Consider the following 18,478-nt stretch of genomic DNA (forward strand, 5'->3'; position numbering starts at 1 on the left):
CCCGGCAGCGGCCAGGGACTAGCAGACCCCAGTATGAACGCTGCTAGCGCCTGGTCACGATTCCGGCGTCACGACCGTGTACTGCGGTCCCACCTGCCACTCCCCGCTCTCGCCGACGATGTCGACGACGACCGCGGGGGTGTAGGCAGCGATCGTGTAGCAGCCGGTGGCCAGCACCTCGGCACCCTCGGCGAGCTCGACCTCGGTCGCCACCGGGGCCTGCCCGCCACCGGAGAGGCGGCAGGAGACCTGGTAGGTGCCGGCCGGCAGGTCGACCACGTCGACGAGGATCTCCGCGCAAGCCCCGGTCATCTCGCACAGGGCGGCGCTGGGCTGGGGGTCCAGCACCGGACCGAGGTAGAGCGGTCCCACCGTCGGCTCGCTGGTCGTGGGCTCGCTGGTGGTCGGCTCGCTCGTGGTCGGCTCGCTCGTGGTGGGCTCGCTCGTCGTCGGCTCGCTCGTCGTCGGCTCGCTGGTGGTCGGCTCGCTCGTCGTGGGCTCGCTGGTCGTGGGCTCGGGCTCGATCGGGTCGGTCGTCGGGCTCGAGGTCCCGTTCGGCTCCTGGAGGTCGCCTGTCGCCAGGTCGCCGCTCTTGGTCCAGCTGCTCTCGCTCGGCGCCGGCGGCTGCGGCGTGGGGCTCGTCGTCCGGGGCCGGGAGGCCGAGGTCTCCTGCCGCGTGCTGCTCGAGGTGCTCGAGGGCCCCTGAGCCGGTTCCCCGGCATCGCTCGTGGTGCTGCTGCGCGGCGCGGTGCTGCTCGGGGCGGGCTGGCGCGTCTCGGAGCTCCGCTCCGGGGTCACGGCCGGCGGGTCCACCCCGTCGTCCTCGGGCGCCGGGTCGACGGTGGTCGGCGGCAGCGGCGGGGGCACCGCACCGGGCGAGCTCTCCTGCTCGTCCCGGGTGCTGGACGGGGCGCTGCTGGACGACGAGGTGCTGGTGGCCGAGCTGGTCGAGGTCGACGACGGGCTCGTCGCCGCGCCGGACCCGTCGTCGTCCGGGCCGTTGATCGCCCCGAGGGTGATCGCCACGGCAGCCGCGGCGGCCACCAGCGCCCCGGCGGCCAGCACGATCGTCCGACCGGTCCAGGCGACCGCTCCACCACCGGAGCCCGGGCCGCCCGACGAACCGCCGGACGCGCCGCCCGCCCCGCCGGTGATCGTGGCCACCCACTCGGTGGCCGAGAACTCGACGTCGCCGGCCCGGTCGGCGAAGAGCTCGCGGAGCTGCTGCTCGATGTCGCGCTCGTTCACGGCAGGTCACCCCGCTCCCGGAGCTGGCCGATCGCGCGGCTGGCGGTGGCCCGCACGGTGCTGACCGCGATGCCGAGGGTGTCGGCGATCTCGGCGTCGTCCAGGTCCTCGAAGTAGCGCAGCACGAGGATGGTCCGCATCCGCTCGGACAGGGTCCCCAGCAGCTGCCAGAGCGCGTCGTCGCTGGCCACCCGGGACGAGTGGTCCTGGGTGACCCGGCTCTCGACCGGCATCTCCTGCGGGTCGGTCGGCCGCTCCCCGTGCCACCGGCGCCGACGCGAGGAGGTGTACCGGTTCGTCATCATCGTGCGGACGTAGGCGTACGGGTGGTCGGAGGCGCTGACCCGGTCCCACTTGCGGTGGACGTCGGCGAAGGTCTCCTGGAAGAGGTCCTCGGCGTCCGCGGTCTGGCCGGTGACGAGGTAGGCGTAGCGCATCAGCGACTCGCCCCGCTCGCCGACGAACTCCTCGAAGGTGAGTGCCTCGGCGGCCGCCTGCTCCTGGACCAGGGGCTCCGTCGCCGCTCCGGCGGGCTGCTGCGCGCGCGATCGGGGACGCCACATGGCGGCAGGAAACCCGCCGGGGCGCTCGCCAACCATCGTCGTCACATCTCCTCGACGCCCTGGGGGGCGTCATCCGCTGCGTCCGCACCGGGACGCGCCAGCACGGAACGGCACGAAGGGACTGACGCGACACCCTGTCGCGCTCCGTCCCGCGATTGTGCCTAGCGACCCCCTCGACGACAAGGCACTCACAGGGTAGTCCTCCGCACCGTCACCCCACCGTTGCCGTCACGGCTGCAAGACGCCTGGGAGCAGGCCCGATGAGCGTGTCCCGATCTATCGGCCCGATACATCTGCGCTACGGTAGGTGGGGTCGGACCACGGCCTTCGAGGGCCGACAGGCCAGGCAGACCGAACCAGGCAACCGACCAGGCAGACGAACCGGCAGATCAGCCGGGCAGACGAGAACCAGGGAACGAGGGACGCGTGCGTCGACGGCAGATGCTCGAGTTCGCCGTGCTCGGGCTGCTCCACGAGGCGCCGATGCACGGCTACGAGCTGCGCCGCCGGCTCAACGGCAGCCTCGGCGCCTTCCGCGCGCTGAGCTTCGGCACCCTCTACCCGGCGCTGCGGCGCCTGCTCGACCAGGGCTGGATCGTCGAGGACACCGCCCGGCCCGGGCCCGCCGGTCGCCGGCCGCGGATCACCTACGCGCTCACCGACGCCGGCCGGTCCCGCTTCGCCGAGGTCGCCCAGGACAGCGACCCCAGCTCCTGGGAGGACGAGGGCTTCGACGTCCGGGTCGCCTTCTTCGCCCGGACCGAGCAGACCGTCCGGCTGCGGATCCTGCAGGGACGCCGGGCGCGGCTCGAGGAGCGCCTGGCGGCGATGCGCGAGCACGGGCGACGCGGCGACGAGCGGGCCGACACCTGGACCGCCGCGCTGCAGCGGCACGGCGAGGAGACCATCGAGCGCGAGATGCGCTGGCTCGACGAGCTCGTCGCCGCCGAGCAGCGCGCCCCCGCGCCCCGCCCCGGCAGCCTGGCCGACCCCAACCACCCCGCCTTCAACCCCGGGCCGGTCACCGGTCGGCCCACCACCCCATCCAAGGAGAACCCCTCATGAGCCCGATCCGCGTCGCCGTCGTCGGCGTCGGCAACTGCGCCAGCTCGCTCGTCCAGGGCGTCGAGTACTACAAGGACGCCGACCCGGCGACCACGGTCCCGGGCCTGATGCACGTGGTCTTCGGGGACTACCACGTCCGGGACGTGGAGTTCGTGGCCGCCTTCGACGTCGACGACAAGAAGGTGGGCAAGGACCTCGCCGAGTCGATCAACGCCAGCGAGAACAACACGATCCGGATCGCCGAGGTGCCCACCACCGGGGTGACGGTGCAGCGCGGGCACACCCTCGACGGGCTCGGCAAGTACTACCGCCAGACCATCGACGAGTCCGCCGCCGAGCCGGTCGACGTCGTCCAGGCGCTGCGCGAGGCCGAGGTCGACGTGCTCGTCTCCTACCTCCCGGTGGGCTCGGAGGAGGCGGACAAGTTCTACGCGCAGTGCGCCATCGACGCCGGCGTCGCCTTCGTCAACGCCCTGCCGGTCTTCATCGCCTCCGACCCGGAGTGGTCGGCGAGGTTCGAGGCGGCCGGGGTGCCGATCATCGGTGACGACATCAAGAGCCAGGTCGGCGCGACCATCACCCACCGGGTCATGGCCAAGCTCTTCGAGGACCGGGGCGTGGCGCTGGACCGCACCTACCAGCTCAACGTCGGCGGCAACATGGACTTCAAGAACATGCTCGAGCGCGAGCGGCTGGAGTCGAAGAAGGTCAGCAAGACCCAGGCGGTGACCTCCAACCTCGAGGGCGAGCTCGCCGGCACGGTGGACGACCGCAACGTGCACATCGGTCCGTCTGACTACGTGGCCTGGCTGGATGACCGGAAGTGGGCCTACGTCCGGCTGGAGGGGCGCGCCTTCGGCGACGTGCCGCTGAACCTGGAGTACAAGCTCGAGGTCTGGGACTCCCCGAACAGCGCCGGCATCATCATCGACGCCATCCGGGCCGCCAAGATCGCCAAGGACCGCGGCGTCGGCGGCGCCCTGCTCTCGGCGAGCTCCTACCTCATGAAGTCCCCGCCGGAGCAGCGCGAGGACACCGCCGGCCGGGCGCGCCTGGAGGCCTTCATCGCTGGTACCGAGGAGCGCTGACCGGAGCGGAGGAGGGTGGTCGGCGACGAAGGAGCCGCCCGCCCGGGGGAGCGCAGGGAAGCCTCCTCCATCCGGCACCGAGGAGCGCTGAGACGCCTCCTCCATCCGGCACCGAGGAGCGCTGAGACGCCTCCTCCATCCGGCACCGAGGAGCACTGACCGCAGCCCCCGGGATAGATTGTGTGCCATGGGTCACATGGTCGAGTCCGAGCTCGTCGCCAACGTCATCGCCGTGCAGGTCGAGGCGGGGGCGAAGATCAGCGCCGGCGACGAGCTGGTGCTGCTGGAGTCGATGAAGATGGAGATCCCGGTCGTCGCCGAGAGCGACGGCACGGTCCGCGAGGTCAAGGTCACCGTCGGCGACGTCGTCCAGGACGGCGAGATCCTGCTGGTCATCGACTGAGCACCCGGCGGGCGTTCGCCGGGGCCGAGCCCCCACCCCGCACGATCCCTCCACGCACGACGAAGGGCGGGCCCGGGATGATCCCGGACCCGCCCTTCGCGGTGTCGCTGCGGTGCCCTCAGGCGCCGGAGGCGTTGTCCTGCTGGTCGGCCTGCTGGACGGCCGTCTTGGCGTAGGCGGTCAGCGCGTCCTGCGCCTGCGCCAGGGCCTTGGCAGCCTCCTGCCAGGACTCACCGAAGGCCTCCGAGTCCGGGCCCAGCCAGTTCTCGGCCAGGGTGCCCTGCTGGGTGGTGCCGTTGGCCTGCACCTCGCCGATCCGGCCGGCCTGCGTCGTCAGCTGGCCGGCGACCTCGCGGACGCGACCGGTGTCCATTCCCTCGTTCAGTGCCATGATCTCTCTCCTCTAGGTCTCGTGGTTCGTGATGCGGTGCGCGGTGACCGAGCTCAGGCGCTCGAGGTCTCGCGCTGCTGGTTGATGTCGCTCTGCAGCTGGCCCACGAGCTCCTGGATGAGACCCTTGATCTTCTCCAGTGCCGGGCGGTGGGTGCCCTCCCACTCCGAGACGAACTTGTCCGAGTCCGCGCCGTTCCAGGCCTCGTTGGCGGCCTGCACCTGGGTGTTGGTGTCGCTGACGATGGTGCTGATCTCCTCGATGAGGTTCTCCCACTTCGGGAGCTCGCCGTTCACGACGTCGAGGTTCATTCCGAGCCAAGCCATGATGTCCTCCTGCTCTGGTACTGCTGACGTTGTCCTGCGTTCCTGCGAGCGATTCCTCCGCCCGACTGATGACAACACTATGGAATCGCGCCACCGAGGGGAATGGGGAGAACTCCCCATCGCCCTCCCCATCCACGGGGAGCACCAGATCCGTTGTCGCACAAGGAATCTGGATCGTGATCGAGGAGTGGACGACAGCCCTCTCCCCTCAGGCACGGACCTCCTCGGGGAGGGCGACCTGGACGATCTCGGCCTTGCCGCGGCGCACCAGCACCCCGCGCCCCTCGGGCATCTGCACCCGGGCCAGCGGCGGGAAGGTGGTCTTGAAGATCATCGACGCCTCGGAGCCGTCGGGGGCCAGGGCGATGCCGCTACGGCTGCTCTTGAGCAGCCCCTGCAGGCCCATGCTCGTGGTCAGCGCCTGCGGGTCGGCCTCGCCGATCACCACGTGGTCGTTGTCCACCAGCGGCTTGACCGCGTCCTGCAGCGGCGTCTGGTGCGGCGCCACGGCGAGGTCGTCGACCTTCTCCAGGACGAGCACGATCATCCCGGAGGTCTCGTCCTCGGCCTTGGCCTTCAGCTCCACGCACAGCTCCTTGATCGCCTCCTCGCGGGTGGCGGTGGCCTCGAACTCCGGCATGTCCAGCAGCTCGGAGCTGCGCCGCAGGGTGATGAGGTAGCAGTGCGCGTCCGACTTCCAGCGCTTGATCGCCCGCACCATGCCGGCGACCGCGGTGGTCCGCCCGCTGCCCGGCGGGCCGGTGACGACGAAGCCGCCCTTCGGGTCGAGGGCCACCGGCGCCAGCTCGTCGGAGTTCATCGCGACCACCGGCAGGCCACCCACCTCGGCCGGCAGGCTCTGCGCCGGCACCTTCTCCGGCAGCGCGGCGATCTCGGCCGCCGGGCTCGCCCCGGAGCGCCCCATCGCCTCGGCGAAGCCGTGCAGCATCCGGGACTGCTCGGAGGCGTCCTGGGTGCCGCCGAGCACGGCCACCTGCACCTCGCGCTTCTTGAAGATGCCGCGCCCGGGCGGCGAGTCGCCGCTGAGCACGTCGGTGGGCACCCCGAGGAAGGCGTAGTCGTCCTCGGTGGCCATCCGCAGCACGAAACGGGACTGCACCGAGCTGCCCATGGCCACCGGCAGGCCGTTGCGGGCGTCCACCGAGAGCACGAAGTGCACCCCGACCGGACGGCCGTCGCCGAGCAGCGCGGTGAAGGCGTCCAGCCAGCGCATCAGCGCACCGGTCGACTCGTAGGCGCTGCGGAAGGCGGTCAGCCCGTCGACGAGCACGAAGATCCGCGGCTCGTCCCGGTTGCCGGAGAGCTTGCGGTAGGCGGTGATCGTCGTGGCGTTGGCCCGGGAGTAGCGCACCGCCCGCTCGTCGATGATCTCCCGCAGCCTGGTCAGCAGCCGCTTGACCCGCTCCTCGTCCTGCCCGGAGATGATGCTGCCGACGTGCGGCAGCTCCTCGAGCATGCTCAGGCCGCGGTTGCCGAAGTCGAGGCCGTAGACGTGGCAGGGCCCGCCGCGGACGGTGAAGCCGGCCGCGGTGGCGATGGTGCGCAGGAAGGCGCTCTTGCCGGAGCCGGAGGCCCCGTAGACGGCCAGGTTGCCCTCGGCGTCCGGGCGGAAGGAGATCGTCGGCTGGGCCTGCAGGTCCGGGTTGTCGGCCACCCCGAGGACCAGCTCGTCGTCGCGCCGGTCGGTGGGCAGCGCGGCCAGGTCGTAGACGTCCTCGAGCTCGGGCAGCCACGGCTTGCGCGGGATCGGGATGTCCGCGGTCTCGCGGGCCCGCTCGACGCTCTCGACGACCCGCTGGATGTCCGTCGGGCCGAGGTCCTCGTCGTCGTCCACCGAGGGAGCCGCGGGCAGCTCCCAGCGCACCGGGGCGCCGAAGGAGAGGGTCTCGACGAGCATGTCCGGCGGGGGCGGGGTGTCGCTGGTCCAGCCGCCGGCGTAGCCGGTCTGGAAGGGCACCAGCCGACCCGGCCCCGACTTCGCCATCGCCCGTCCCGGCAGCCCGGGGTCGAAGTAGGCCGCCTCGGCGGTGCCGAGGACGTCGGTGGAGTCGTCGGTGTCGGCCATCCGCAGCGCCATCCGCAGGTTGGTGTTGGCCCGCAGGTTGTCCTTGATGACGCCGGCCGGTCGCTGGGTGGCCAGGATGAGGTGGATGCCGAGGGATCGTCCGCGCTGGGCGATGTTGACCACGCCGTCGACGAAGTCGGGCACCTCCTGGACCAGGGCGGCGAACTCGTCGACGATGATGATCAGGCTCGGCGGGGCCTCGACCTCGCCGCGGCGCTCCAGCTCGACGAGGTCCTTGGCCTTGAAGCGGGCCAGCAGGTGCTCGCGGTAGTGCAGCTCGGCCGAGAGCGAGGCCAGCGCCCGGCGGACCAGGTGCTGGCTGAGGTCGGTGACCATGCCGACGGTGTGCGGCAGGTTGACGCAGTCCCGGAAGGCCGACCCACCCTTGTAGTCGACGAGCAGGAAGGTCACCCGCTGCGGGCTGTGCGCGGTGGCCATGCCGAGGATCCACGCCTGCAGCAGCTCCGACTTGCCGGCGCCGGTGGTGCCGCCGACGAGGGCGTGCGGGCCGTCGCTGCGCAGGTCGACGCTGTAGGTGCCCAGCGCCGACTGGCCCAGCACCGCGCGCAGGGTGCCCGGCTTACGGTTCGGGGTGCCCGGGGCGTGCGGCCCGGTGAGGATCGAGCGGTTCTCGTTCCAGCGCTCGATGACGGCCATCTGCGAGCTGGCGATCTCCGGACCGGTCAGGGCGAGGAAGGACACCGCCCGGGGGATGTCCGAGTCGTCCTCGTTGAGCGCGCCGGAGTCGACGATCGGGGAGAGCCGGCGGGCCACCTCGACCGCGTGCTCCAGGGGGAGCAGGTCGGCCTGGACCTCGGCCGCCACCTGGGCCGGGCCGACCCAGCCCACCTTGCAGGTGCCGTCCTCGGCGACCTCGACGAAGGTGCGGCAGGCGGCCGGCAGCTGCTCGACCACCGGGGCGACCCAGATGACCACGACCCGCTGCTTCCAGCCGTGCTCGGCCAGCTGCACCAGGCGGGCCCGGTCCACCGGTGCGTCGTTCTCGATGAGCACGACGATGGCCGGGCCGGTCGGGGCGTCCCGCTCGCTGCCCTTGGCGAGGAGGTCCTCCAGCTGCTCCATGATCGCCGAGCAGCCCGGGCCGGAGCTCGCGGTGTGCTGCACGTCCAGCGGGCTCTGCGGGGAGGAGGTGTGCGGCGCCCACTTCAGCCAGTCCCAGTCGCGGGCCGAGCTCGTCGACGCCAGCGCGCAGACCATCACCTCGGCCGGGGAGTGCGCCGAGATCGTCTGCACCACCAGGGAGCGGGCCAGGCCGAGCGCGGCCTCGCGCTGACCGGCCACCCCGACGGCGCCGTCCAGCAGCGGCAGCCCGGTGACCGGGACGTCGGCGACGACCCCGAGGCCCTGCATGAGCTTGGAGACCTCCAGCCAGGCCTCGGCCCGGCTGCGGCCCATCTTCGGCAGCTTGATCTCGCTGCGGCTGGGCCGCACCCCGAGCCCCAGCCGGTACTCCAGGAAGCCCGGCTCGCCGGGGCGACGGGTCCACATCAGCGGGTGGTGCCGGGCGACCGCCTGGGACAGCTCGGCGACCGCCGGGTGCTCCTGCCGGCGCACGTCGTGCTCCCGGTCCAGCTCCACCTCGATGTCCTCGACGAGGTAGGCGACGTCCTCGCGGAAGTCCTCCATCGCCTCCTCGAAGTCGAGCCGGACGCGGCGCTTGGACTCCCACGCATTGGCCAGCATCATCATCGGCATCATGAGCATGAACATGATGGTGAAGCGGCTGCGGGTGATGGCGAAGAGCGTCGCGCCCATGAAGACCGGCACGAGCATCATCGCCAGCGGGATCCGCTGCGGCTTGCCCCGCTCGGGCAGGTCCGGCACCTCGAAGGTGAGCCCCTGGTAGATCGGCGCGATCCGCGGCGACCGGGAGAAGGAGACGTCCCCGGAGGGCCCGGCGGTGACCCCGGCCGCCTTCGTCTGGGTGCTGATCTCGAAGGTGGAGTCGCCGACGGTGAAGGTGTCACCCTCCCGCAGGATCGCCCGGTCGACCCGCTCCTCGCCGACCACCACCCCGTTGGAGGAGCCGAGGTCGGTGACCTCGACGACGTCGGCGACGAGCAGCTTGGCGTGCCGCCGCGACACCGAGGCGTCGTTCACCCCGACCTCGCAGCTGCGGCCCCGGCCGACGTGCGCGGTGCCGCGCTGCAGCGGGAACTCCCGGCCGGTGTCCGGGCCGGCGATGACGGTCGCGGTGGCCACCGGGGCCCCGCTGTCCTGGTAGCCGGACGAGCGCCGGGTCAGCCCAAGGTGCACCCCGGAGCGCAGCCCGGACTCCTGGACGGTGGTGTGCGGGTCGACCGCCCGGTTGCCCTCGTCGACGAGGGTGAGGGTGTGCTCGCCGAGGTCGTCGCGCTCGAGGTAGCCGCCGTTCTTCTGCCGCTCGGGGTCCGAGCGCACCAGGTGCTCGGCGAGGTCGCCCACGGTGGTGCGGCCGTCGACGGTGGCGACGAGGTCGGACTCCTTGTCGTTCGACCCGCGCAGGGTGAACATCAGCTTCATCGGGTGGCCTTCCGCGGTGCCGGGTCGGGGGACGAGGTGCGGGTGGGGTCGTCCAGGCCGACGTCCACCCGGCGGGAGAGCAGGGGTCGTGGGTCGACGGTAGCCCGCAGCCGGGTGCGCACGGGGGCTGCTCGCCTCATCCGGCGACGGACCGCGCGCAGCTCCCGCTGCCAGGCCGTCACCCGCTCCGCGGCGACCTCGCCCTCGGCGAAGACCAGGGCGTCGGCGGCGATCGCGGCCGGGACCGCGTCGACCTGCGGCCCGAGGGCGAGCGCCTGCTCGACCCGGGTGCCGCCGGCGGGCATGGTCCGGCCCAGGCCGCGGGCCTCCTCGACGAGGTCCGCCCAGGCGCGCCCGACCCGGCGGTCCCCGCTGCCGCGCCGCCAGCGCAGCGCGCGGCGCAGCGCCGCGGCGGCCGGGACGAGCACGACCAGCAGCAGCGGCACCAGCACGAGGAGCCCGAGCAGCTGGGCCCACAGCGGCCAGCTCGTGGGGTCGCCCCAGTCGACCGCCGGCTCGGGAGCCGGGGGCGGGGGTGGCGGCGGCTGCGGCGGCGCCTGGGTGTCCGGGGCCTGCCAGGCCCGCGTGCCCGCGGCGGGCGGGGCCTGCTCGGCGGCGGGCACGAAGTTCTGGCTGACGATCGGGTACCAGTCGCCGGCCTGGGTGCGCACCTCCACCCAGGCGTGCACGTTGCGGCCGCGGATGATCCCGTCCTCGGTCTGCACCGCGCCGAGCACGACCCGGGTGGGGATGCCGAGCTGGTTGCCGATGAGCGCCAGCGAGGCGGCGTACTGCTCGTCGTTGCCGACCAGCGGGGTGCTGTTGAGGAAGTCGTCGAGCCGGCCGCGGCCGTGACCGGCCGGGTAGCGGGACCCGCTGCGGTAGCGCTGCACCCGCTGGGCGTCGGTGAGGGTGCCGTCGGCGCTCACCGCGGTGGTGCCGTCGGAGTAGCGCCCCTCCTCCTTCATCCCGCGGGCGACGGCGACGAACCGGCTCCACGGGGTAGCGGAGGCGTCCGGCGCCCAGTGGTTGATCCGGCCGTTGACGAAGTCGAGGTCGGCGCCCATGGGCAGCGCCCCGGAGGCCACCTGCAGATCGTCCGGGATGATCCCGGAGGCGGTCGCCGGCAGCGCGGTGCGCAGCCGGTAGCTGTCGCCCGGGTCGAGCCGCGGGGGGTGCAGCATGCTGTTCGTCGAGAGGTTGAGCCAGACCTGCTCGCGCATCTCCTCGGACTCGACCTCGATGCCCTGGATCTCGCCGCTGGTGAGCATGAGCCGACCGGTGTAGCCGTCCTCCGGGACGGTGACGCTCATCCGGGAGGGCTCGCCGGCGGTCTCGGCGACACCGACCCGCCGACCGATCTGCTGGAAGGAGCGGCCGGCGTCCTCCTGGGTGCCGCCGCGCCCGAGGACCCCCCACTCGCGTCCGTCCCAGGTGTCCAGGGTGGCCAGCCGCATCGGGGTGGTCGCCGGCACCCCGTCCACCTGGAAGAGCTGCTGGTCGTACCAGCCGGTGGGGCTGCCCTGCGTGTACTCCCGGTAGCCGCTCAGCGGCGACGGGAAGACGGTCCGGTCGTACCCCGGGACGACCTCGGTGCGCAGCACCCGCCGGTCGTCCGGGCCGTCCACGCCCGGCAGCGCCGGCGCCACCAGGGCGGCCACCCCGGCGGCGAGCGCGAGGATCAGGGCGCCGCCGAGGAGCCGGGTGAGGGCGGGCCGTCCGCCGCCGACCCGGTCCACCCCGCGCTGCGCCCGCTCGACGCACCACAGCAGCAGCAGCGCGCCGAGCAGCAGGCCCTGCACCCAGCGGCCGGCGGTCTCCTCGGTGCCCAGGGTGATGGTCACCGCGAGCAGGGCCAGCGGTGCCAGCACGAGCCGCAGGTGCGAGCGGGTGACCCGGGCGGTGGCGTAGGTCAGGGTGGTGCCGACGAGCGCGACGAGAAGGGCGATGGCCACGTACTGCCCCCGGGCGTCCACCGGCGGGACGAGGGTGAGCATCCCCTTCCAGCCCTGCACCGGGGCCAGGGCCAGGTCCTTGAAGGTCTGGCCGGTGGGCACGACGTACCAGCGGATGTCGTCGCGGACCGCGACGAGCGCTCCGACGAGCAGGTAGAGCACCGCGCCGAAGGCGGTGGTGGCCACCAGCGGCCAGCGGTAGGTCGCCTGCACGTGACCGACGACCAGGCCGAGGACCGCCCCGACCGCCGCGGCCCGGATCCACTCCCAGCCGAAGAGCGCGGTGCGCAGCCCCACCAGGGCGCAGGTCACCACGGCCAGGGTGAAGAGGGCGTCGACGAGGTGCTCGCGCCCGGGACGCATCCGGCCCAGGGTGGCCCGCACCTTCTCCCGCCCGGTGAGCTGGGGCTTGACCATCCCCTCCTTCGGGGCGCCGACCACCCCGCTCATGCCGGCGCCAGCCCGGAGCGCACCCGGGAGAGGTCCTCGAGCGCGGTGATGGTGACGACGACCAGGCCGCGCAGCCGGCGCAGCCCGACGGCGGCGCCGGGGTCGACCACGACGACCACGGTGTGCACCTCGGTCTCGAACTCGCCGAGGCACTGCTGCAGCTCGAGGAAGGCGCGGCCGGGCCCGCTGACCAGCACGGCCACCGAGGAGTCCGGGGCCAGCGCGACCGCCTGGCGGGCGCTGCGCACCAGGTCGACCCGGCCGGTGCTGGCCGTGGTGAGGGCGTCCAGGACCAGCGGGACGGTGGTCCGCGAGGCGCTGCGGTCGCGGCAGACGACCGTCGCCTCCTGCTCGTCGACGATCGACTGGACCATCAGCGAGGCGGCCACCGAGATCGCCGTCTCCACGTCGTCCTCGCCGCCGGCCGGGTACATCGCCGGGTCGGTGTCGACGACCACGCTGAGGTGGCTGCGGCGGGTCTCCTGGAACTGCCGCACGAGCAGCCGGCCGTGCTTGGCCGAGGAGCGCCAGTGCACGTAGCGCCGGTCGTCACCGGGCTCGTAGTCGCGCAGCGCGTGGAAGGTGATGTCGGCCATCGACGTCTTCGGGGTGGCCTGGCCCTCGAGGTCGACGAGCAGCCCGTGCGCCCCGGACTCCAGCGCGACCCGGCGCGGGTGGACGTGCACGCTGGTGGTGCCGCCGAAGGTCTTGACCCGGCGGGTGATGCCGAGCGGGTCGCCGTGCTCGGTGCGCGGCGGTCCGACCGGGACCACCCCGCGCCGGCCGGTGTCCACCTCGAAGGTGTGGCTGTGCCGGGCACGGCGCCGCAGCAGCGGCACGACGAAGACGCTCTCCTGACCGCCGACCGGCAGCCGCACCAGCGATGGCAGCATGGTCCGGCGCGAGGCGTTGGTGATCACCACCCGGCCGCGGCAGCGCTCCCCGATGTCGACCCGGGCCGGCACCACCGACAGCTCGACGTCGGCCCGGTGACGACCGACCGCGGCGGCCACGCAGAGGACGACGACCATCACCGCGAGCACCGCGACCAGGGCCAGCTCGACCCAGCCGAGCAGCACGGCGAGCAGGCCGCACGCCAGGCCGAGCGCGAGCGTGGACCAGCCGAGCCGGGTGATCCAGTCCAGGTGCCCGCCGAGCCAGGTGCGCCGCACCCGGGCGTCCGCGGCGACCGCGCCGCGGGCCACTGCCCGACCGGCCTGCTGGGTCCCGCGGTAGGCGGTGACCGGGGCGCCGGGCAGGGTGACGGTGCGGCGGTTGCCGCGGGCCCGCTGCTGGACGGCGCTGGCCATCTCCTGCAGCCGCTCGTCGCCGGTCGGCACCGGGTCCTGGCGGACCGGCTCGACCGGTTCTTGCGCCGGGACACGACCGCGACCCCGGGGCGGCTCCGGGGTCGGGGGGCGTCGGCTGCTGCTCATCGTGGGGCTCGTCGGCGTCGAGGGCTCAGGCGACCCGCTCGGTCGGCGGGGCGACCTCGGCCAGCACCTGGCTGATGACGTCGACCACCTCGACCCCGGCGAACTCGGCCTCGGCGGTCAGCAGCAGCCGGTGGCTCATGATCGCCTCGGCGAGGGCCTTGACGTCGTCGGGGACGACGTGGGTGCGGCCCTGGCTGACCGCCCAGGTCTTGGCGCACCGGACGAAGGCGAGGCAGCCGCGCACGGACAGGCCCAGCCGGACGTTGACGTGCCGCCGGGTCTCCTCGGCGATCCGGGAGACGTAGGCGAGGATCGCCGAGTCGATGTGCACCTGGTCGGCCAGGGCGGCCATGTCGCTGACCACCTGCGCGGTGACCACCGGCCGAAGCCCCTTCGAGCGGTCTCGGCGGGCGGCGTCGGCGAGCACCGCCACGGTCGCCTCGTGGTCGGGGTAGCCGAGGGTGGTGCGCATGAGGAAGCGGTCCAGCTGCGCCTCGGGCAGCCGGTAGGTGCCGGCCTGCTCGATCGGGTTCTGGGTGGCCACGACCATGAAGGGTCGGCCCACCTCGTGGGTGGTGCCGTCGACGGTGACCCGGCCCTCCTCCATGACCTCCAGCAGCGCCGACTGGGTCTTCGGCGAGGCCCGGTTGATCTCGTCGGCCAGGACGATGGTGGCGAAGACCGGGCCGCGGTGGAACTCGAAGCTCCGCTTCGCCTGCTCGTAGATCGTCACCCCGGTGACGTCGCTGGGCAGCAGGTCGGGGGTGAACTGGATGCGGCTGTGGCTGCCCTGCACGGTGGCCGCGAGCGCCCGGGCGAGCTGGGTCTTGCCGGTGCCCGGGTAGTCCTCGAGCAGCAGGTGCCCCTCGGAGAGCAGGCAGGTCAGGGCGAGGCGGACCACCTGCTGCTTGCCCAGCACGGCCTGGTCGATGTTGCCGACCATCTGGCCGAAGGCCTGGGCGAACCAGCCGGCCTGCTCCTGCGAGACGCTCATCGCTCTGCTGCTCCTGTGCTCGTCGTGCTCGTACGGTCGGTTCTCGTGCTGCTGCGGTCGGGTCGCGGCGGCGGGGCCGGCGGCCGCGGGTGCCGGGTCATCCGCTCGGGGTGCGGCGGGTGGCCGGCACCGGCCAGGTGTCGATCCGCAGCTCGTCGGTGGGCAGCGCGAGGTCGTAGACCCGGCCGGTCTCCAGGTCGTTGAGGACCAGCTGACCCTGGTTGTACCGCACCGCGACCCCGGCGCGGCGTCCGGTGTCGCCGGCCGGGCTGATCTGGCTCACCCCGGTGCTGCCGGGCTCGCATGCCCGGGCGTGCAGGATGCTCGAGGCCCGGCCCCAGGCGGCGGTGACGCAGTCGCCGAGGACCACCGGTCGGGAGATCTTGATCTGCCGGGTGAAGCGGTCCTGGGCGTCCAGCCCGCTGACGATCTCCGGGGGCTGCTCGCCGCCGACGGACTCCGCCAGGTCGACGAAGGCGGTGCCGGCGACGGTCTGCACGGCGACCCGGTCCGCCTCCGGTCCCGGCTGCTGCAGGGCGGCGACCACGAGGCCGGTGCCCTCCTGCCCGACCTGACCGCCGTCGGGCAGGGTCTCGGGCTCGGTGGGCGCACCCTCGTGGAAGATCTCGCCGCTCGCGCCGTCCATGACCACCCAGTCCTCGCCGACGGCGGTGATGTCCGCGGCGATGCCGTCGATCTCGACGTCGGTGCGCTCCGGGGCGCCGAAGCCGTCGCCCTCGACCGGGATGTCGACGACCTCGCCGGTCTCCGCCGAGACCGCCTTGACGTTGCCGGTGACGTCCACGGCGACCGCCGCGCTGCCGCCGATGTCGGCGACGGTCGGGGCGCCCGGGCCGAGGCCGGAGAGGTCGGCCCGCCCGCTGGGGTCGAGCCGGACCGCCCACACCTGGCCGTCGGTGCTGTCGACCATGGCGATGGTGCCGCCGCGCAGGTCGACGATGTCCGGCTGGAAGTACAGCTGCCCGGTCTGCGGGGCCCGCTCGGGCAGGGTCGGCCCCGGCTCGAGCGCCTCGCCGGTGCGGGTGTCGAAGCCGACGAGCTCGCCCTGGCTGGTCACCCCGACCGCGTGCCGCCCGTCCTGGAGGACGTCCGGGGTGCGCACGTGGCCCGGGGACCGCTCGCCCGGCACCGCCCGGTAGTCCTGCTCGGGGATGTCGCCGGCCCCGTCGAGGACGACGTCGAAGGCGTGCGCCCCGCTGCTGACCCGGGCCCAGTGACCGGTGCGCCCGCCGGAGACCCACACCCCGCCGTCGGTCATCGCGACGTCGTGCACCGGTTCGCCGTCGGCGCGGACCGCGAAGATCGCCAGCACCGCCACCAGCAGCGCGACCACCGTCCCGGAGACCACCCGGACCCAGCGCCGGCGCGACGGCCGGTCCGCCACCTCCCCGGTGGCCTCGGTGCTGCTCATCCCCTGCCCCTGCTCCGCGCGCTCAGTCGCGCGCCGCGTCGAGCAGCGCGAGGTCCTCGGGGGTGACCATCCGGGTGGACAGGGCGTGCTCGACGAGCCGGGACTTGCGGTTGCTGGCGAGCTTGCCGGGGCCGCCGTGCAGGCCGCGGATGCCGCCGTCGGCCAGCTTGCTGCAGACGTTGTCGAGCTTGCGGTTGAACTTGGTGACCTTCCAGCCCAGGCGCTCGGCGGCCACCGCGGAGCTGGGGATCTGCCCCTGCCCGGCACCTTCGCGGCGGAGGAAGTCCTCGCACAGGGCGACCACGAGGAGCTTCTGGTCGGGGGTGAGCGCGACCCGGCCGACGGTGGTCTCGCCGGAGTGGTCGGGCGCGACCGTCTCGGTGTCCACGGCCGTGAAGGTGGGGTTCTCCAGGACGATGTCGAGGTCGTAGGTGGTCGGGCCGGCGGTGAACCACACGGTGAGCCGCTCGAAGGCCAGCGGGATCCGGGCACCGGGGTTGAGCCAGGCCTGGAAGAGCCCCTTCTTGTCGGCGACGGTGGCGGTCAGGGTGGTGCCGACGTTGGTCAGCCACCACCAGCCCCCTTCGTTGCTCACCTGGAGGAAGTGCCGGTGCAGGAAGGGGTTGTCGTCGATCTCGACGTCGCCCTCCCGGCCGATGAGCAGCGGGTTCTCCGGGTCGACCGGGTGCAGCTCGCCGCAGAAGTCGACGGTGACCGAGGCGCTCATCCGGTCACCGCCGTCTCGCAGCGCGGCGCCGACCAGGCGGTGCGCTGGTCGCCGCGCTCGACCCGGGCGACGTAGCAGCGCCGGGCGCCCGGGCTGACCACCTCGTAGGTCTCGGTCTCGCCGGCCGCCAGCGGCCAGTCCGTCCCGCCGCCCTCGAGGGACTGCTCGTCCTCGCCGGCCCGCAGCCGGACGACGTCGTCCTCCTGCAGGGACTCGTAGCTGACCGTGATGCTCATCCTCGGGTCGCCTCCTTCGCTGGTGGGCTGCACCTCGACCTCCGGCCGTCCGCCGAGACCGGCCTGGCCGGGATCCCCGCTGGTGCTGGTGGTCACCGTCTCGCCGTCGTCCCGCCCGGTCCACCACACGGCCGCGACGATCAGCGCGACCACGAGCAGGACACCGACGACGGTGAGGACGAAGGGGAGCAGGCCGACCTGGATCCCCTTCGGCCGGGGCTCCTGGGGGTCCTTGCCGCTCGGACGCTCTCCCCCGGGTCCGGGGGGTGCGGCGCCGTCGGTCCCGGTGGACCCGGTGCTGGTGCCGCTGCGGGTGGTGGTGGCCGTGCCCTGGGCGAAGGAGCCCGGCAGGTCGGCGACCCCGTCGGCGATCCGGGTCGGTGGCGCCTGGGCGATCGAGCGGCCGCCGCTGAGCTGGCCGGCGATGACCGGCTGGCTCAGCGGTGGCGGGGGCGGGGTGGCCGAGCTGCCCATGGCGGTCCCGGCGCGCGCTGCGGGCTGGGACCCGGCCACCGGTGGTGGCGTCGGGGTCGGGGGCGGCGGAGCCGCGGACCCGCCGGCGGGAGGGCCGGCGACCGGCGGGGCACCGGTGGGCGCGCCGGCAGCGGGCGCAGGGCTGGTCCGCAGCCGGGTCCGCTCCTGGGAGGAGACCGGCGGACCCCCGACGTCGCCGGAGTGCCCCTGCTCGTCGAGCACGACGATCGCGGTGCGGGCGAAGCGGGCCTCCTGCTCGATCTGCTGCAGGCTGCGAGCGAGCTCGAGCGCGGTCGCCGGGCGGGCCAGCGGGTTCTTGGCCATCGCCTGCGCGAGCAGCCGCTCCATCCCCGCGGGGACGTCGGCCCGGCCGGTGCTGGGCGGCGGGTTGGAGCGGATCCGCGGCATCAGCGCGTAGGTGGTGTTGTCCCCGCCGGGCACCTCGAAGGGGGAGCGCCCGACGAGCAGCTGCCAGAGGGTGGCCGCGAGCGAGTACACGTCGGCGCGGGCGTCACCGTTGCTCTGGCCGAAGAGCACCTCCGGCGGGGCCCAGGGCACCGAGACCCCGACGTCGTCGTCGAGGTCCTCGAGGACACCGCCACGGCCGGCGATGCCGAAGTCGGTCAGCCCCGGGGTGCCGTACTGGCTGACCAGCACGTTGGCCGGCTTGATGTCGCGGTGGATCACCCCGGCCCGGTGCGCGGTCTCCACCGCGCTGGCCAGGTGGATGCCGGTGCGCAGCACCTCTTCGACGGAGAACCGCTCGGCCCGGGCCCGCTGCGCCAGGTTCGGCGGCGGGTAGTACTTCATGACCAGGTAGGGGCGGCCGTCGTCGCTGGTGCCGGAGCGGAAGACCTGGACGATGTAGGGGTGGTCGGCCAGCTGGGCCATGGTGTTGGCCTCGTCGATGAACTGCCGCTTGATCCCCGGGGTCAGGCCGTCCGCCTTGAGCACCTTGACCGCCACCTTCATCCGCGGCATCTGCTGCTCGTAGAGGAAGACGTCGGCGTAGCCTCCGGAGCCGAGCGGCTGGACGTGGTCCAGGCCGTCGAGGTCGGGCGGGATGGCGGTGCTCACCGGG

General features: G+C 73.4%; 14 protein-coding genes. 3 read left to right on the top strand and 11 right to left on the bottom strand.

The window, feature by feature from the left end; genetic code table 11:
• Positions 1-54 precede the first annotated feature (54 nt).
• Together BJY28_RS04990 and BJY28_RS04995 are read right to left on the bottom strand one after the other, a co-directional pair.
• Positions 55-1,248 (bottom strand): hypothetical protein, encoded by a 1,194-nt coding sequence (locus tag BJY28_RS04990; RefSeq protein WP_179462028.1) that lies wholly within the window; start codon positions 1,246-1,248, stop codon positions 55-57.
• Entirely contained in the window at positions 1,245-1,811 is a 567-nt protein-coding gene (locus tag BJY28_RS04995) for a SigE family RNA polymerase sigma factor (RefSeq protein WP_179462029.1), read from the bottom strand. Before BJY28_RS04995 ends, BJY28_RS04990 begins: the two co-directional genes overlap by 4 nt.
• 426 nt (positions 1,812-2,237) lie before the next feature.
• Here BJY28_RS04995 and BJY28_RS05000 point away from each other — a divergent pair, with 426 nt between their 5' ends.
• From BJY28_RS05000 to BJY28_RS05010, 3 genes are all read left to right on the top strand, one after another.
• Complete coding sequence (locus BJY28_RS05000; RefSeq protein ID WP_343036966.1) at positions 2,238-2,876, top strand: PadR family transcriptional regulator; 639 nt, start codon at positions 2,238-2,240, stop codon at positions 2,874-2,876.
• Positions 2,873-3,964 (top strand): inositol-3-phosphate synthase, encoded by a 1,092-nt coding sequence (locus BJY28_RS05005; protein ID WP_179462030.1) that lies wholly within the window; start codon positions 2,873-2,875, stop codon positions 3,962-3,964. The genes BJY28_RS05000 and BJY28_RS05005 overlap by 4 nt, the downstream gene beginning before the upstream one ends.
• A gap of 187 nt (positions 3,965-4,151) precedes the next feature.
• Complete coding sequence (locus BJY28_RS05010) at positions 4,152-4,367, top strand: biotin/lipoyl-binding carrier protein (RefSeq protein ID WP_179462031.1); 216 nt, start codon at positions 4,152-4,154, stop codon at positions 4,365-4,367.
• Between the two features lie 118 nt (positions 4,368-4,485).
• Here the strand turns inward: BJY28_RS05010 and BJY28_RS05015 are convergent, their stop codons facing one another.
• The 9 genes from BJY28_RS05015 to BJY28_RS16110 form a co-directional block, all read right to left on the bottom strand.
• The gene (locus BJY28_RS05015) at positions 4,486-4,758 is read right to left on the bottom strand and encodes a WXG100 family type VII secretion target (RefSeq protein ID WP_179462032.1); all 273 of its coding nucleotides are present in this window, start codon (positions 4,756-4,758) and stop codon (positions 4,486-4,488) included.
• Positions 4,759-4,811: 53 nt separating this feature from the next.
• On the bottom strand, positions 4,812-5,084 hold the full coding sequence (locus BJY28_RS05020; protein WP_179462033.1) for a WXG100 family type VII secretion target: 273 nt from the start codon (positions 5,082-5,084) through the stop codon (positions 4,812-4,814).
• A 208-nt stretch (positions 5,085-5,292) separates the two neighbouring features.
• A complete protein-coding gene (locus BJY28_RS05025; RefSeq protein WP_179462034.1) occupies positions 5,293-9,693 on the bottom strand; it encodes a type VII secretion EssC family protein in 4,401 nt (1,466 codons plus the stop codon).
• Positions 9,690-12,098, bottom strand: coding sequence for a transglutaminase-like domain-containing protein (locus BJY28_RS05030; RefSeq protein ID WP_179462035.1), 2,409 nt, complete (start codon positions 12,096-12,098; stop codon positions 9,690-9,692). The genes BJY28_RS05025 and BJY28_RS05030 overlap by 4 nt, the downstream gene beginning before the upstream one ends.
• A complete protein-coding gene (locus tag BJY28_RS05035; protein WP_179462036.1) occupies positions 12,095-13,534 on the bottom strand; it encodes a DUF58 domain-containing protein in 1,440 nt (479 codons plus the stop codon). The genes BJY28_RS05030 and BJY28_RS05035 overlap by 4 nt, the downstream gene beginning before the upstream one ends.
• A gap of 25 nt (positions 13,535-13,559) precedes the next feature.
• Entirely contained in the window at positions 13,560-14,528 is a 969-nt protein-coding gene (locus tag BJY28_RS05040; RefSeq protein ID WP_179462037.1) for an AAA family ATPase, read from the bottom strand.
• Between the two features lie 97 nt (positions 14,529-14,625).
• The gene (locus BJY28_RS05045) at positions 14,626-15,960 is read right to left on the bottom strand and encodes a hypothetical protein (protein ID WP_179462038.1); all 1,335 of its coding nucleotides are present in this window, start codon (positions 15,958-15,960) and stop codon (positions 14,626-14,628) included.
• Between the two features lie 22 nt (positions 15,961-15,982).
• On the bottom strand, positions 15,983-16,687 hold the full coding sequence (locus BJY28_RS05050; protein WP_179462039.1) for a hypothetical protein: 705 nt from the start codon (positions 16,685-16,687) through the stop codon (positions 15,983-15,985).
• Positions 16,684-18,474, bottom strand: a complete 1,791-nt coding sequence (locus BJY28_RS16110) for a serine/threonine-protein kinase (RefSeq protein ID WP_343036969.1) — start codon at positions 18,472-18,474, stop codon at positions 16,684-16,686. Before BJY28_RS16110 ends, BJY28_RS05050 begins: the two co-directional genes overlap by 4 nt.
• Between the last annotated feature and the right edge of the window lie 4 nt (positions 18,475-18,478).

The organism is Janibacter alkaliphilus (assembly GCF_013408565.1).
Classification (GTDB): domain Bacteria; phylum Actinomycetota; class Actinomycetes; order Actinomycetales; family Dermatophilaceae; genus Janibacter; species Janibacter alkaliphilus.

Coding starts and splice junctions, on each gene's coding strand:
- BJY28_RS04995 (WP_179462029.1), bottom strand. CDS start 1,811: ATGTGGCGTCCCCGATCGCGCGCGCAGCAGCCCGCCGGAGCGGCGACG.
- BJY28_RS05005 (WP_179462030.1), top strand. CDS start 2,873: ATGAGCCCGATCCGCGTCGCCGTCGTCGGCGTCGGCAACTGCGCCAGC.
- BJY28_RS05010 (WP_179462031.1), top strand. CDS start 4,152: ATGGGTCACATGGTCGAGTCCGAGCTCGTCGCCAACGTCATCGCCGTG.
- BJY28_RS05015 (WP_179462032.1), bottom strand. CDS start 4,758: ATGGCACTGAACGAGGGAATGGACACCGGTCGCGTCCGCGAGGTCGCC.
- BJY28_RS05020 (WP_179462033.1), bottom strand. CDS start 5,084: ATGGCTTGGCTCGGAATGAACCTCGACGTCGTGAACGGCGAGCTCCCG.
- BJY28_RS05025 (WP_179462034.1), bottom strand. CDS start 9,693: ATGAAGCTGATGTTCACCCTGCGCGGGTCGAACGACAAGGAGTCCGAC.
- BJY28_RS05030 (WP_179462035.1), bottom strand. CDS start 12,098: ATGAGCGGGGTGGTCGGCGCCCCGAAGGAGGGGATGGTCAAGCCCCAG.
- BJY28_RS05035 (WP_179462036.1), bottom strand. CDS start 13,534: ATGAGCAGCAGCCGACGCCCCCCGACCCCGGAGCCGCCCCGGGGTCGC.
- BJY28_RS05040 (WP_179462037.1), bottom strand. CDS start 14,528: ATGAGCGTCTCGCAGGAGCAGGCCGGCTGGTTCGCCCAGGCCTTCGGC.
- BJY28_RS05045 (WP_179462038.1), bottom strand. CDS start 15,960: ATGAGCAGCACCGAGGCCACCGGGGAGGTGGCGGACCGGCCGTCGCGC.
- BJY28_RS05050 (WP_179462039.1), bottom strand. CDS start 16,687: ATGAGCGCCTCGGTCACCGTCGACTTCTGCGGCGAGCTGCACCCGGTC.